This window comes from Pseudomonas sp. NMS19W, assembly GCF_051554255.1.
Taxonomy (GTDB): domain Bacteria; phylum Pseudomonadota; class Gammaproteobacteria; order Pseudomonadales; family Pseudomonadaceae; genus Aquipseudomonas; species Aquipseudomonas kribbensis.
In genome coordinates this window covers 2,706,980-2,720,247 of the sequence record NZ_CP136718.1, presented here as the reverse complement: position 1 = coordinate 2,720,247, position 13,268 = coordinate 2,706,980, and the positions used below count along the sequence as shown (strand labels likewise).

The following is a 13,268-nucleotide window of genomic DNA, read 5'->3' as shown; positions in this document are numbered from 1 at the left end:
CGCGCTGAATATCAAATAGCCACCCTACTCCACCGCCCGGGCATGCCCCGGCATAGGACGCACATGCCCACTGCAATCGATTTGTTCGCCGGCCTCGGCGGATGGTCAACCGGTGCCCGAGATGCTGGCATTGAAGTAATCTGGGCGGCCAACCACTGGCCGGTCGCCGTCGAATGGCACAGCGCCAACCACCCAGAAGCGATACACGTCTGCCAAGACTTGCATCAGGCAGATTGGTCGAAGGTCCCTGCCCACGACATCATGCTGGCCTCGCCATGCTGCCAGGGCCACTCGAAAGCGCGCGGCAAGAAGTCAGGCAACGCTCAACACGATGCCTCCCGCTCGACAGCCTGGGCCGTGGTTTCTGCCGCCGAGTTCCACCGCCCCGAAGTTGTTCTGGTTGAGAACGTCGAAGAGTTCACGGACTGGGCGCTGTATCCGGCCTGGTCTCAGGCCATGGCCGCGCTGGGCTACATGATCGCGCCCCATGTTGTGGATTGCGCAGACCTCGGTGTGCCTCAGCACCGCGTCCGGCTCTTTCTGGTGTGTACGCGCAGTAAGTCGCCACTAATGCTCGAGCTGCACCGCCGCCAGCACGTACCAGCCGCCAGCTTCCTTGAGTTCGACGCCGGCCGCTGGTCATCAATCGAGAAGCCGGGGCGCGCACAGGCCACGCTTGACCGGGTCAGAAACGGCCGGGAACGCTTCGGCGACCAGTTCATCATGCCCTACTACGGAAAAGGCTCGGGACTGACCGGTCGCGACATCAATCGACCGATCGGCACCATCACAACGCTTGACCGATGGGCCCTCGTGCGCGGCGACCAGATGCGCATGCTTTCTGCAAATGAAGCGCTGGCCGCGATGTCCTTCCCCGCTAACACCCTGCGCCCCGACAACCACCGCCTGACAATGCACATGGCCGGTAATGCGGTACCGCCGCTGGCTGGTCAGCGTGTTATCGAGGCACTTCTGAAAGCTGCCTGATTAATCAAAGCGCCCAAGCTCCCGGAAGGTCATAAGGTCGGAATAGGTACTGCTGAACCAGCCTAACGTTCGACGGACGTGATCAATCGGGCGGGAAAATTTTTCACGAAAATCGGCGATATCTAGCACTTCTTCGACGGTGAAGGTCGATAGAAAATTGTCTGTTTCCGCCACCAGCACTTCCGGCTGGGCGTAACCCTTTTCCCTGAATTGGCTACCCGTTATATCGATCATGAAGCTATCCAGTTGGAGCCAAACATGCGAACCAAGCTCTTCGTTGTCACCGCCAGACTCCCCTTGAACCCGCAAAGCGCCAGGATGGCCGTTATCGGTTAGGAAAGCTGCAAGTAGCAGAGACGCGTCATCGCAAGATCCTCTCGGAAAATCCTTACCTAATGAGCACTGAGTATCAAGTCCGTTATCGATAGCGCCTTTGAGTATCCCTCGAAACTCCGTAGCCAATTGCTCCAAACGCTCTTTGCTCATTTACCTCTCCTTTCAAAACTGACAAATGTACAACCAAGGTGTCCACATGCCCACAGAAAAAAAAACCGTCCGAGCCGCTGCCGGCACTGGCGACCGGCGCCGAGCTAAAGCGCTATCCTGACCGTCTGTGCCATATCGACTACACGGCACACCCATATCGCTGCGGGTGCTTGAGTGGCGACGAAGAAGCGCAGCGCCGCTTTGACGAATACCAACGCGACACCAGGCTGGCTACAGTTGAGGATGATGTTTCGCGACTCACCGCCGAGCGTGACGCTCTGCAGCAGCGCCTGAACGCAGCGGATCAGCGGATTGATGAGGTGGTCAGCGCCGTTCGATCAATCAATCGCGGCCGGCATCACGAGGTATTTATGCCAGGTGATGATGAACCGAGGTACGCGCAGCGAAAGGAGTGGGTCGACTGGATACTGGCACTTTGCGACGAAACTTCGGCCACACCAAAACCCTTCACCGAGCAGTTCCTCGAAGACCACCTCGGCAAGCAGCCTGATCAATTGCGTGACCACACGAAAATGATCGCAGCACACAACCCAGATCCGGACTTCTCCTGATCGGCATCGTGCACACGCCTTCTATGGAGTGCGACGAGCCATGAGCGAAGCTAGGACGGAAGACCAAAACTCATACTAAAGACAGGATGCTAGCCCCTCTAAGCGTTTTTTGGCGATCCAAGTTTTGCCAGCTACGTAGTACTTTACTTCTGTTTTCGAATCAGTGCCTTTCACATCAACAAAATATTCATGCCCAACGGTATATACGGTGAAACCGCCATCGCGTGCTGGCTGCAAATATGCGTCAGAAATATTCCCAAAGAGCGATTGGTTCTGCCACTCGTACTGAATGCATTGAGCGACGTCTTTATCTATTTTTCTAGTGATGAGAGTTTTATAAGGACCCTCTTGCCGCGCCTCGTTCATCGTCGGTGCCATACACCCCGTCAACGTAATTGCCAGCAGCATCCCTACTAATAATTTCATGCAAGCCACTCATTGGGAAAAGCGCAGCATACCACTGCAATTCCCCGCGACTAACTCCCTCCCCTTCAAAGTCAGCCGCTATAGCGGCAAGGACGAAGTCATGCCCATGGAAACGATAAAACTGATTGAGCCAGCCACCGTCGTGCGCGATGAGGATGGCATGTTCCAACACCCTGACCTGCCAGATTTTGATGAGGGCGATCAGGAGAAATGCAAAGCCTGGATCGCCGAGCAAGGCCTGCAAGTGAAAATGGTCGAGCTTGAGTACCACAGCGACCAAGCAATCTCTGACCGTTACTTCGATGCAGGCGATTCGGATTGCAGCTACTGGGATCCGGACAAGCCTGAAGGCGAAGGTTGGTTCTGCCTTTCGATCCACGACACTGACAATGGCCCGGTCTGCTGGTGGGCACGCCGCGAGGTGACGCCATGATCTTCCTGACTCCCGCCCTGCTTCCCGTTCTCGCGGGAGGCGCCCCGCTCTACATGGCCTTGCTCATCTATCGAGGGCCACAGCGATGAAAGCTCGAATCGAGAAGAAACTCAGCAAGCGACTGGTGCTGATTCATCCAGCGCTGTATCGCGATGCTTGGATTGATGAGGATATTTCAGAACGCGCTTACGAGCAGGGTGTCCGCGTCAGCCACTACCCAAGCGTTGGCGGCGGCCTGGACTACTGGGGCGAAGGCCAAGATGCCTACACCGTGTGGGAAGACTGGAAGATGAACTGGGAGTGGCGTGGTACTTTCGATTTATTCCCGGCCGGACACCGCTTTGAAGATTGCCCGGATACTGGAAACTTCAGACCGACCACGCGAAATCTGCTGAAGCTGGCGGCCGACTGTGAAGCGGCCGAGCTAGCCAAGTGGCGCCCGCGATGAGATGCCTGGTCAGCGTCCGCACTGAGGAACTGACCGGCCAGGCACTGGACTGGGCAATTAACGCGATCGAGGGTGACCAGCAGCCCGGCACCGGCCAGCTGAATCTGTTCGCCATGCCCGACGCCGAGTATCTGATCACTAAGTACGGCGTCTGGGTCGATGTTGGTCACCAGCACCCGTGGCTGGCCGACATGACCAACGATCCGTTCAACCGTCAGATCGGCGAAACCCGGACCATCGCAGTGTTCCGCGCAGTGGTCTTCGCCAAGCGCGGCACCACGCTCAACGTCCCAGAGGAGTTGCTGCGATGAACTACTGGGCTGTACTGAGCGTTATTGCCACGCTCATCGGCGGCGTCCTGCTCTGGTACGCCATCTTTTTCAATGAGGGTCTCGGGCTCATCGCAGCGCCCGTGATTATGGCCTCGGCCTATCTCGACCACCTTGCAATTGAGAAGTCGTTTCGCGACTTCCCCTCATAACCCCTCACCCAACTCAACAGCTTGCCGGTGTACGGCGGGCGAGGAATTCGTATGTCTGCAGCGAACTGCGATACCGCAATTCAACAAATCAGCACTCCCGACTTTATCGCCACCCTATCGCTCGATCAGCCCCGGGCTGCCCGCGACATCATCAAAGAAAAGATCAGTGCGGCCGAAGCGCAGCCGAAACGCATCGTTTGGCAGGTATGCCGTGGCGGAGTGATCGACAAGTACTTTCGTGAAGAGCAGTTCGAACGGGCGGCAGATCACCTGATCGCCATATTCAAGAACCGGTTCGAAGAGGTTGCGGCGGACTTCGTCGTCAGCCCTTACGAAGCGCGCCGGCTTGAACGTGAAATTCCACATATCACTGCCGAGCTGGTTCCTCAGTTTGAATATGACACCCAGTGGTTCCCAACAAAAACAGAATAACCACCTTTTGCTGCCGCCGGCGGCGTGGAGAATCTTATGGAAACCGAAATACTCTCCGACGATGAGCTGGCGGAGCTGACAGGCTACAAAGCCAGGGGCTGGCAGCGCCGATGGCTGCTCGATCGTGGCTGGACCTTCGTTGAGAGCCGTAGCGGACGCCCGCTTGTTGGCCGTCAATATGTGCGCATGAAGCTGGGCGTAACTCTGCAGGTGGTTCCGCTGATGCCGCCACCAGCAGCCACGCCCGCTTGGACTCCAGACATTTCAAAGGTGAGGTGATATGCGCCCAAGGAAAACCCAAAACAGAAACCTCCCGCCCCGCATGTACGTCAGGCAGAGGGCTCGCCGGAACGGGAGCATCTGGGTCAGTTATTACTATCTCAACACGCAGGGAAAGGAGGTCTCGCTCGGTGGGGATCTGAACCTGGCACGCCTCAAATGGGCAGAGCTTGAGGCAAAGGACAAGCCTCTAGATCTATGCATCATGCGGGCAATCTTTGATCGGTACGAACGCGACATCATTCCCAAGAAAGGCGAGCGCACACAAAAGGACAACCGGGCAGAGTTGCGCCAACTTCGTCCTTACTTTGACGAAGCACCGATCGACGCGATCACTCCAGCACAGATCGCCCAATATCGCGATGCCAGAAGCGCAAAGGTACGTGCAAACCGAGAAATTGCCACGTTGTCCCACGTCTTCAACATGGCGCGTGAATGGGGGCTTACCGTAAGGGAGAACCCGTGCCAAGGCATCAGAAAAAACAAGGAGAAACCGCGAGACTTCTACGCGAATGATGCGGTTTGGAGTGCGGTGTACAAAAAAGCCTGCCAAGAGCTACAGACCGCAATGGACCTAGCGTATCTGAGCGGTCAAAGGCCGGCTGATGTGTTGGTTATGAGGAAAGATGAAATTGAGGGCGGCGCACTCAGCGTCGTGCAGAACAAGACCCACAAAAAGCTCCGGATCTTGCTCGAGGTGGAGGGGCGCGAAACAGAATTTGGCGTGTTGATTCGGGGAATTCAAGCGCGGAACGAGAGACATAGCTCGCCGTATCTGATTCTGACTGAGGAAGGACGAAGGGTGACAACGTCAATGCTTCGGCACAGGTGGGACGATGCCAGGGAGGATGCGGCAAAAGCCGCTACGGAGATGGGTGACGCTGTTCTGGCTAGCAAGATCCGTCAGTTCCAGTTCCGCGATATTCGACCAAAAGCGGCGTCGGAAATCACCAGCATCGAAGACGCAAGCCTTCTGCTGGGTCATACCAAAGGCGACATAACAGAGCGAGTTTATCGGCGCGTCGGTGCTGTCGCGAAGCCTACAAAATGACTTTAAATCAGTCCTAAAACTAAACGTCGCCCCCTTGTAGTTTGCGGCCTGTAGAGGCGCCGTTAAGCATCCGTTTTCGGACGCCGAATAGGCCCAAAGCCACGGCCTGCATGGCTTTTTATAACGGTCTTGAAAACCGTCGACTGTAACAGGTCCATGAGTTCGAATCCCATCGCCTCCGCCATCTTATGTACGACAAAGCCCTGATTATTCAGGGCTTTGTCGTTTCTGGGTTTGCAATTGTCACTCCAGTCTTACTGGATCGCCTCCGCAACCTTCTGGTCTTTTCCGCAACTCTCCCATTCATCCAGGCTTTTCCTGCCCGGATCATGAAACTCAGCACTTAACCCTGATGGGTATTCGGTGATGTCGAGAAGCTGTCTCCAGCCACAAGCTGCTCGTCGTGAAAATCCGAAACCGGCCAAAAGCAGACAGTCAGAAGACATCAGAATTTATCTCGGAATCTGAAAACTCGACTCGATAATCGCTGCATGTCTATGCGGCCTCCAAAGCAATGCATTCATTTACGCGCACCCCAAGCCTCAAACCTGCAAGAACGTGTCCAAATGTTCGCTGGATACCTGCAGAACAAGCGCTACAACACATGCAAAACAACGCGATTGAAACAAGCACAAGCAAATCTATCCATCGCTGGTTGATGGCCATTTGCTGGCTAATCTTGTTTCCTAACAGGATCCAGTAAGGCCTCACAGAATGACAGACCTTCATCGCTGTGCACGGAAGCATCGAGGCCCGATGTTTTGGCTCGCCGCAACAGCACTCTATGCCGGAGCATCGCTCGCTGATCTGCAGTCCCCCCACCGAAACGGAGCTGGCCAGTCTGCCGGCCTGGGCTCAGGAACGAATAGCGCCAGTAAAGCGCGCGCTCGTTGTAGGCATTAGCAATTACAAGCACGCTAATCCGCTGACCACCCCGCCATTCGACGCCGATTTGGTTTCACAAGCCCTCAAGAAGCTAGACCCACAAACGAATATAATGCGACCACTGTCCGATGACCATTTGGGTCGCGATGACCTGTTGGATCTGTTCGAAAAATTCAGAGACAGCCTGCACCCTGGCGACATCGCCATCCTGTACTTCAGCGGGCATGGCATCGAAGTCGACAGGACCAACTACCTTGTACCTGCAGATGCGCAGCTCAGTCCGCCGGGCGATGAGACAGCAATGTACATAAGCCTGCCCTACCTGGTAGCGGAAATTCAAAAAACGGGAGCCGGTACCACGGTCATCATCCTTGACGCCTGCAGGAGCAATCCTTTTTCGACACCCATCGCTGAAGAAGAGCACCTGGATCCCAAGAAGCCTGCACCGATACAGCCTGTGCGAGCAATTGCCAGCAATCAGTACCAAGAGACAGGGTCGGATAGCCTGAGGCAACCCAAAGGTTTCCTTGTCTACTTCGCCGCGCAGGCGGGGCGACCCTCTTATAGCCTGCTGCTTGGCGACGACCCGAAGTCCGGCAGCATTTTCACCCGAAGTCTGGTGCAACTGTTGACCACAAAGAACCAGCCTGCCTACCAGGTATTCAGCTCAACCAGCGGAGTCGTTGCACGCCTTACACACAGTCGGCAGGAACCTTTGATCGCGTCCTTCAATTCCGGCCAGATCATGTTCATGGATAACCAGAATCTAGCGAAGGACGAGATGGAAAACTGGTTCTACACCGTTACCAATGCTACCGACGATGAGTTGGTCTCGGCACTTCCACTGTTCATCGACAACTATCCGGCCGGGCCGTTTACAACCGCTGCCCGCAAACACCTGACCCAACTGGAAAGTACACGCGTGGTGACCAGCGCATTCACCAACAGTAGTCAGCGCGACGTTGGGCTGCTGGCGGGATCGCTCAAGATTCCCTCGGTAAACACCCACATAAACACCACCGCCTTTGCACGCTACGACATCACGGTCAGGGATATACCCAACAGCCGCGGATCCCGAGCGCTCACCTATCTCAAGCAGGGGCAGCAGGTCGAGGTCCTGCAGAGCAAGACGCCTCGAGGCTGGGCGCAGGTAATGCTGCCGGATGGCCAGATCGGCTATGTTGGCAGCGTCAAACGTCAGGACAAGCCTACCGAAGTCATCCGCCTTGAATCAGGCAATCGGCCAACCCAGAACGATATATCTACCTTTCAACGCTGGCGTGAGCAACTGAAGCAAAGCCGAGCCACCATTGAAGTCAAGGTGGGTGTGATCACTGATCCGAACCCAATACAAGCCTCGCGCAGCGCCATGCTCCGAGGGCTGCGACTTCGAGCGCTGATCGAGGCTCAAGGAATCGCACGGTCGCGTGTGGCCTTGCGACTCAGTAGCCCCGACGTCCTGCAGGATACCGTGAGCATCAACCTCATGAGAGAGGGTACGCAATGAAGGGTCGAACTCTGCTTGTGGCACTCCTGCTACTTTGCGCCGACAACACCTTGCAGGCTGACCCGTGGAATTGGCCCGCCGAGGCCACTGGTTCCGACTCACTTCGCAATGACTATTTGCTAGATCGTTACGGAGTACAGTTGCTAGAGCCCAGAATTATCGGAGGCGATGAAGCGAGGCTCGGCGATGATCCGTGGCAGGTAGCCTTGATCCGCAGTGACAACCTCGGCCCGGACCGACGCCCGTTCTGCGGTGGTGTGCTGGTCGCCGACACTTGGGTGCTGACCGCAGCGCATTGCGTCGATAAGAACACTCAACCGTTTCAGGTCAGCGTGCTGGTCGGCGCCACTGACGTCGGCCCGAACGGCGGCGCAATGCGTGTTGAAGTACAAAAAATCATCGTCCATCCCCACTACCTTTCCGGTGAACCGCCCCTACATGACGTTGCCTTGCTGCAGTTGGCTTCATCGGGCAGTGGAAAATTTTCCCGCGCCATTCCAGTACTGCCTACGCAGGCTGAGCCAAAGGCGTTGGCCAGCCAGGCATCCGCCAGGGTCACTGGATGGGGAACCGTTATATCGGGCGGCGACCAGGGGGTGCGCAAACTTCGCTACATCAATCTGCAGATTGTCTCCAACAGCACCTGCAATGACCGTACAAGCTACCACCGCAAGATCACTGATTACATGGTCTGTGCTGGCTTCGCCAAAGACTCAGATCCCAAGGACTCGTGCCAAGGCGACAGCGGTGGACCTTTGACGGTGATGTTTGATGGAAACCGTTATCTCGCGGGTATCGTCAGTTGGGGAGACGGCTGTGCGAGAAAGGGCAAACCCGGGGTCTACGCCAAGGCTTCGCACTACAGCGAATGGGTCAACGATTGCCAGAAAGGAAAAGCAACCTGTAAATCACCCACCTTCAGCGTGATTGGCCCTAACGCAGTAGAAGGAACAGAGTTGGACGTACAACATCAAGGAGCAGGAATATGAATAAAAAAAATCCCGCAACATTGCTCGCCGGCACCTTTTTTCTGGCCGCTTGCGCGCACCAGCCCCAACAGGAATTTAAAGATGCTGGTCCAGTGGCCGGACTTCAGATTGCAGTCGGCGATTGCATGGTTATCCCTCCCCCGCCCGAACCAAAGATCCAGGACCAGGATAACGGCACAAGGGATCTGTTAGCTGCAGGCGTCGCAGCGGCAATCAGTCAGGGAGTCAACTATCTGGGCAGGGCTGCTACTGCGGCCGGAGAGTCAAAGACCTGGAAAATCCAAGGTGCTCGCAACTTCCAGACACCACAGAATCAGTTCCCGAAATGCATCCAGGTCGTTCGAGGCCGCTTTCTTACCTCAGGGACATCAGCCGAGGGGTGGACCCCTCCGAAAAACTCAGGTTGGCCGAGCGATACCAAGACGAAATTTGCAGAGCGCGGGTTGTACCTGACCGATATGCCGGACTTTCTGTTTGAAGGGCAGATTGTTCCTTCTCTGGACAAACTTACCTTCGCCATTCGACCTGGAAAAGCGACCTTCCTGGCTCCAATTGATACCCGATTTCTACGTCCGAGTGAGGAACGCAATATCGCGCTGTTCTTCGCCTTCACGCCTGCCGGTACCAAGCCGACGCTCGACGACAACCCAGGCGCCACCCTGGCATTGGGGGCATTTCAACCGGGAAGTACTCGTACGTATGCAGTCAACGGTAAAACATCAAGTCCCTATGAATCCGCCTGGTTCTCAGTCGGACGAGAGGATACCGTCAAACCGCTGACTCTGTCGGTGCTGATGACCGAATCACAGGGCGAACAAGCATTTCTGACATTCATGGGGTCGTTGCTCAGCGATCCGAAAGTGGTCGCTGCAGCCAACGCAGATCTCGCCAACCGGCTCATTCCGACTGTTCGCAGCGCAAACCAGAACGAGGCAACGGCCAAGGAAAACGATGCGATCGTTAAGCGCAATGCGGCGTATGTGACGGTACAGGCCAAGCTGCAAGAGTGTGCCAATGCAACTGCCTCCGAAGATATTAACCGGGCGGCGCAAGAGGCCACTGCTGCGATGGCAACCTATGACGCAGAGGATAGAAAAACGCACTCGCCTTTCGGTGACCTAACCCCCAGCCTGCTCAACCTAAAGGATAAGCCAAGCAACGTGAAGAGTATGTGCAAGAAGTTGTTCGATCAAATCTCGCACAACTGAAGGTCCGGACAGGTGGCGCCTTCGCCAGATTTGATACGACAAGGCCCTGATCACTCGGGCCTTTGTCGTTTCCGGGATTTTCGATTGCTACTTCGGTCTTTCTGGATCGTTTCCGCACCCTTCTGGCCATTTCCGCCCCCCTCCCGCTCTTCCTAAACGGAAGTCGGCAGGCTGGCTGTGTTCAATGTTTGGTTTTGGCAAAGCGTGACAGAGCACAGCAGACTGGGGACGAATTCAGACCAGAATGAGAAAAGAAAATAAATCTGTCCCCAATAAACTCGTAAACGGAAGTCGGCAGGCTGGCTGTGTTCAATGTTTGGTTTTGGCAAAGCGTGACAGAGCACAGCAGACTGGGGACGAATTCAGACCAGAATGAGAAAAGAAAATAAATCTGTCCCCAATAAACTCGGGGTCGCGGCGATTTGACACCGCGACCGGTGCACAAGCTGAAGTCAGGAAACCTTACGCGGCCGCCCTCTCATGCTCGCTTTCATGGACGTAAATCCACGAGATACCCGATGGTGAGTTCTCATCAAGTCGCATGAGCGCCGAGTCGACTTTCTTCTTGGTGATCCCGTCCTTGACCAGATCGAACACCGTCAGGAAGAAGCCACCGGGTAGCGGCGTGATCGAGAGATTGGTGATATGCGATTCGGGGCTTCCGGCACGCTTGCCATGCAGGCCCCAGAGTCGCTCCCAGTAGTCGGCCCGTTCCATGATCTGGCCATCCGTGAGCACCACGCGAAAATCGTCCGCCAGCGCATCGTACAAAGGTTTTATGGCGCCTTCCGATTGCGAAGACATGCCCCGTGACCACGGGAAAAACAGGTTGTACCAGCGATACACCTCGGCTTCGACGAGCGCTGTTTTGTCTGAGGTGTCGAGTACTCGATTGCTTGCCATCTGCGTTCTCCTTAACAAGTGAAAAGGCGCGGGATCTCCGTTACGCATCGAGCGAACGATGCTCCGCGCCTTTCAAGATCCATCCTGAAAGCTGCGTCACCGGGCTCAACTAAAGTGATTGTTTCCCAAGGGCTGCTGTCACTTCGCTGACCCGGATAAAAAATAGTCTTTACCCTGCTGGATAGTATTGAGAACTGACCAATGGTCAAAGATGGCCGAGCGATCGCTGTCCTCCTATCCGGGGCCAGCGACGAAGATGGCATACTCCCCTGAACCTGATCATTTCGGAGACCCTTATGCTTCGCGTGTTTGAACGCAGGCTCGATCCTTTTCCGCCCGACGAGGCGCCGCCACCGCCCGTTGGCCTGATGCGTTTTCTGTGGGCCTGCACCCGGGGTGCCCGTGGCTACGTGCTTGCGCTGGCGCTGCTCAGTGCCAGTGTGTCGATCTACGAAGCCTGGCTGTTTTCGTTTCTCGGGCAAGTGGTGGACCTGCTCTCGACCTGGCAGGCCGGCGGCGCCGTGAGCGGTCAGGAAAGCCGTGTGCTGTGGGGCATCGCCATTGTCTTGCTCACCAGCGTCGGTCTTGTGGCATTGCGCACGATGGTCCAGCACCAGATTCTGGCGATCAATCTGCCGCTGCGCCTGCGCTGGGATTTCCATCGCCTGATGCTGCGGCAAAGCCTTTCATTTTTTTCCGATGAATTCTCCGGCCGGGTCACGACCAAAGTGATGCAGACCGCGCTGGCCGTACGCGAAGTGCTGTTCACCCTGATCGAAATTGCCCCCGGCATCGGCGTTTATTTCATTGCGATCATCGCCCTGGCCGGTGGTTTTGCCCTGAAGCTCATGCTGCCCTTTCTTGCTTGGGTCGCCCTGTTCGGGCTGGCGATGCTGTACTTCGTGCCGCGTCTGGGACAGGTCGGGCAGGAACAGGCCCATGCACGCTCTTCGATGACGGGGAGAATCTCCGACGCTTACACCAACATCACCACCGTCAAACTGTTCTCGCACTCCAATCGTGAAGCGCATTTCGCACGCGCGGCGATGGAGGATTTCAAGCAGACCGGTTTTCGTCAGATGCGTCTGGTCAGCCAGTTCGAGATCGTCAATCAGGCACTGGTGGTCGGGCTGATCCTCGGCGCCGGCGGGTATGCCCTGTGGCTCTGGCATCAGGGTCAGGTCGGTGCGGGCGCGGTGGCCGCGATCACCGCCATGGCGTTGCGGATCAACGGCATGTCCCACTGGATCATGTGGCAGATGACGTCGCTGTTCGAAAACATAGGCACCGTGCAGGACGGCATGGAAACCCTGACCCGAGGCCCGAAAGTGCAGGACGCGCCCGACGCCGGCGTGCTGGTGCCTTCCGGTGGTGCCGTGACCTTCGACAACGTGCACTTCAACTACAACGGCGAGCGCCAGGTGCTCGACGGCTTGAGCCTGCACATCCGCGCCGGGGAAAAAATCGGTCTGGTGGGCCGCTCCGGGGCCGGCAAATCGACGCTGATCAATCTGCTGCTGCGCTTTTATGACGTCGACAGCGGTACGATTCGCATCGACGGGCAGAACATCGCGCAGGTAACACAGGACAGCCTGCGCAGCGCCATTGGCATGGTCACTCAGGATACGTCGCTGTTGCACCGCTCGATCCGCGACAACATTGCCTACGGACGCCCGGACGCCACCGATGCGCAGGTTCACCGCGCCGCGATCAACGCCCAGGCCGACGGTTTCATCAGCCAGCTAAGCGACCGCCAGGGCCACACCGGTTACGACACGCTGGTCGGCGAACGCGGCATCAAGCTGTCCGGCGGCCAGCGCCAACGTATCGCCATTGCCCGGGTGATGCTCAAGAACGCGCCGATCCTGCTGCTTGACGAGGCCACCAGTGCACTGGATTCCGAAGTCGAAGTCGCGATCCAGGAAAGCCTCGATGAAATGATGCAAGGCAAGACCGTCATTGCCATTGCGCATCGATTGTCGACGATTGCCGCCATGGACCGGCTGATTGTCATGGACGAGGGCCGCATCATCGAACAAGGCACCCACGCCGAGTTGCTGGAGCGAAACGGCACCTACGCGCGGCTCTGGCAGCATCAGAGCGGCGGCTTTCTCGGTGAAGATCAAGGGCTGGATGAAGCGATGGACCGGGCATGATCCGTTCCTGCCGAACACTGAAATT

The 13,268-nt window shown here is 56.5% G+C and carries 16 protein-coding genes; 13 read left to right on the top strand and 3 right to left on the bottom strand.

Going from position 1 to position 13,268, the window contains the following annotated elements; all coding sequences use genetic code 11:
- Positions 1 to 63: 63 nt before the first annotated feature.
- A complete protein-coding gene (locus R1A29_RS12210) occupies positions 64 to 987 on the top strand; it encodes a DNA cytosine methyltransferase (protein ID WP_438301637.1) in 924 nt (307 codons plus the stop codon).
- Here R1A29_RS12210 and R1A29_RS12205 read toward each other — a convergent pair whose 3' ends face one another.
- Positions 988 to 1,473: a hypothetical protein gene (locus R1A29_RS12205; RefSeq protein WP_438301636.1), complete on the bottom strand. Its 486-nt coding sequence runs from the start codon at positions 1,471 to 1,473 to the stop codon at positions 988 to 990.
- A gap of 170 nt (positions 1,474 to 1,643) precedes the next feature.
- Here R1A29_RS12205 and R1A29_RS12200 point away from each other — a divergent pair, with 170 nt between their 5' ends.
- Positions 1,644 to 2,045: a hypothetical protein gene (locus R1A29_RS12200; protein WP_438301635.1), complete on the top strand. Its 402-nt coding sequence runs from the start codon at positions 1,644 to 1,646 to the stop codon at positions 2,043 to 2,045.
- 75 nt (positions 2,046 to 2,120) lie between these two features.
- Here the strand turns inward: R1A29_RS12200 and R1A29_RS12195 are convergent, their stop codons facing one another.
- The gene (locus R1A29_RS12195; RefSeq protein ID WP_438301634.1) at positions 2,121 to 2,471 is read right to left on the bottom strand and encodes a hypothetical protein; all 351 of its coding nucleotides are present in this window, start codon (positions 2,469 to 2,471) and stop codon (positions 2,121 to 2,123) included.
- Positions 2,472 to 2,577: 106 nt separating this feature from the next.
- On the opposite strand from R1A29_RS12195, the gene R1A29_RS12190 reads away from it, so the two are divergent.
- From R1A29_RS12190 to R1A29_RS12145, 10 genes are all read left to right on the top strand, one after another.
- Positions 2,578 to 2,904, top strand: a complete 327-nt coding sequence (locus R1A29_RS12190) for a hypothetical protein (protein WP_438302034.1) — start codon at positions 2,578 to 2,580, stop codon at positions 2,902 to 2,904.
- Between the two features lie 85 nt (positions 2,905 to 2,989).
- On the top strand, positions 2,990 to 3,352 hold the full coding sequence (locus R1A29_RS12185; RefSeq protein WP_438301633.1) for a hypothetical protein: 363 nt from the start codon (positions 2,990 to 2,992) through the stop codon (positions 3,350 to 3,352).
- On the top strand, positions 3,349 to 3,663 hold the full coding sequence (locus R1A29_RS12180) for a hypothetical protein (RefSeq protein ID WP_438301632.1): 315 nt from the start codon (positions 3,349 to 3,351) through the stop codon (positions 3,661 to 3,663). The genes R1A29_RS12185 and R1A29_RS12180 overlap by 4 nt, the downstream gene beginning before the upstream one ends.
- Positions 3,660 to 3,833 (top strand): hypothetical protein, encoded by a 174-nt coding sequence (locus tag R1A29_RS12175; RefSeq protein WP_438301631.1) that lies wholly within the window; start codon positions 3,660 to 3,662, stop codon positions 3,831 to 3,833. The genes R1A29_RS12180 and R1A29_RS12175 overlap by 4 nt, the downstream gene beginning before the upstream one ends.
- Positions 3,834 to 3,884: 51 nt before the next feature.
- On the top strand, positions 3,885 to 4,265 hold the full coding sequence (locus tag R1A29_RS12170) for a hypothetical protein (protein ID WP_438301630.1): 381 nt from the start codon (positions 3,885 to 3,887) through the stop codon (positions 4,263 to 4,265).
- 36 nt (positions 4,266 to 4,301) lie between these two features.
- Positions 4,302 to 4,544 carry a DUF4224 domain-containing protein gene (locus R1A29_RS12165; protein ID WP_438301629.1) on the top strand — a complete coding sequence of 81 codons (243 nt, stop codon included), beginning with the start codon at positions 4,302 to 4,304 and terminating at the stop codon, positions 4,542 to 4,544.
- A 1-nt stretch (position 4,545) separates the two neighbouring features.
- Positions 4,546 to 5,595, top strand: coding sequence for a tyrosine-type recombinase/integrase (locus R1A29_RS12160; RefSeq protein ID WP_438301628.1), 1,050 nt, complete (start codon positions 4,546 to 4,548; stop codon positions 5,593 to 5,595).
- Between the two features lie 784 nt (positions 5,596 to 6,379).
- On the top strand, positions 6,380 to 7,987 hold the full coding sequence (locus R1A29_RS12155; RefSeq protein ID WP_438301627.1) for a caspase family protein: 1,608 nt from the start codon (positions 6,380 to 6,382) through the stop codon (positions 7,985 to 7,987).
- Positions 7,984 to 8,976, top strand: a complete 993-nt coding sequence (locus tag R1A29_RS12150; protein WP_438301626.1) for a S1 family serine peptidase — start codon at positions 7,984 to 7,986, stop codon at positions 8,974 to 8,976. Before R1A29_RS12155 ends, R1A29_RS12150 begins: the two co-directional genes overlap by 4 nt.
- Positions 8,973 to 10,184 (top strand): hypothetical protein, encoded by a 1,212-nt coding sequence (locus R1A29_RS12145; RefSeq protein ID WP_438301625.1) that lies wholly within the window; start codon positions 8,973 to 8,975, stop codon positions 10,182 to 10,184. Before R1A29_RS12150 ends, R1A29_RS12145 begins: the two co-directional genes overlap by 4 nt.
- A 462-nt stretch (positions 10,185 to 10,646) precedes the next feature.
- Here the strand turns inward: R1A29_RS12145 and R1A29_RS12140 are convergent, their stop codons facing one another.
- Positions 10,647 to 11,087 carry a hypothetical protein gene (locus R1A29_RS12140; RefSeq protein WP_265814600.1) on the bottom strand — a complete coding sequence of 147 codons (441 nt, stop codon included), beginning with the start codon at positions 11,085 to 11,087 and terminating at the stop codon, positions 10,647 to 10,649.
- 296 nt (positions 11,088 to 11,383) lie between these two features.
- Between R1A29_RS12140 and R1A29_RS12135 the strand changes: the two genes are divergently transcribed.
- Positions 11,384 to 13,243, top strand: a complete 1,860-nt coding sequence (locus R1A29_RS12135) for an ABC transporter ATP-binding protein (protein ID WP_438301624.1) — start codon at positions 11,384 to 11,386, stop codon at positions 13,241 to 13,243.
- The last annotated feature ends 25 nt before the right edge of the window (positions 13,244 to 13,268 follow it).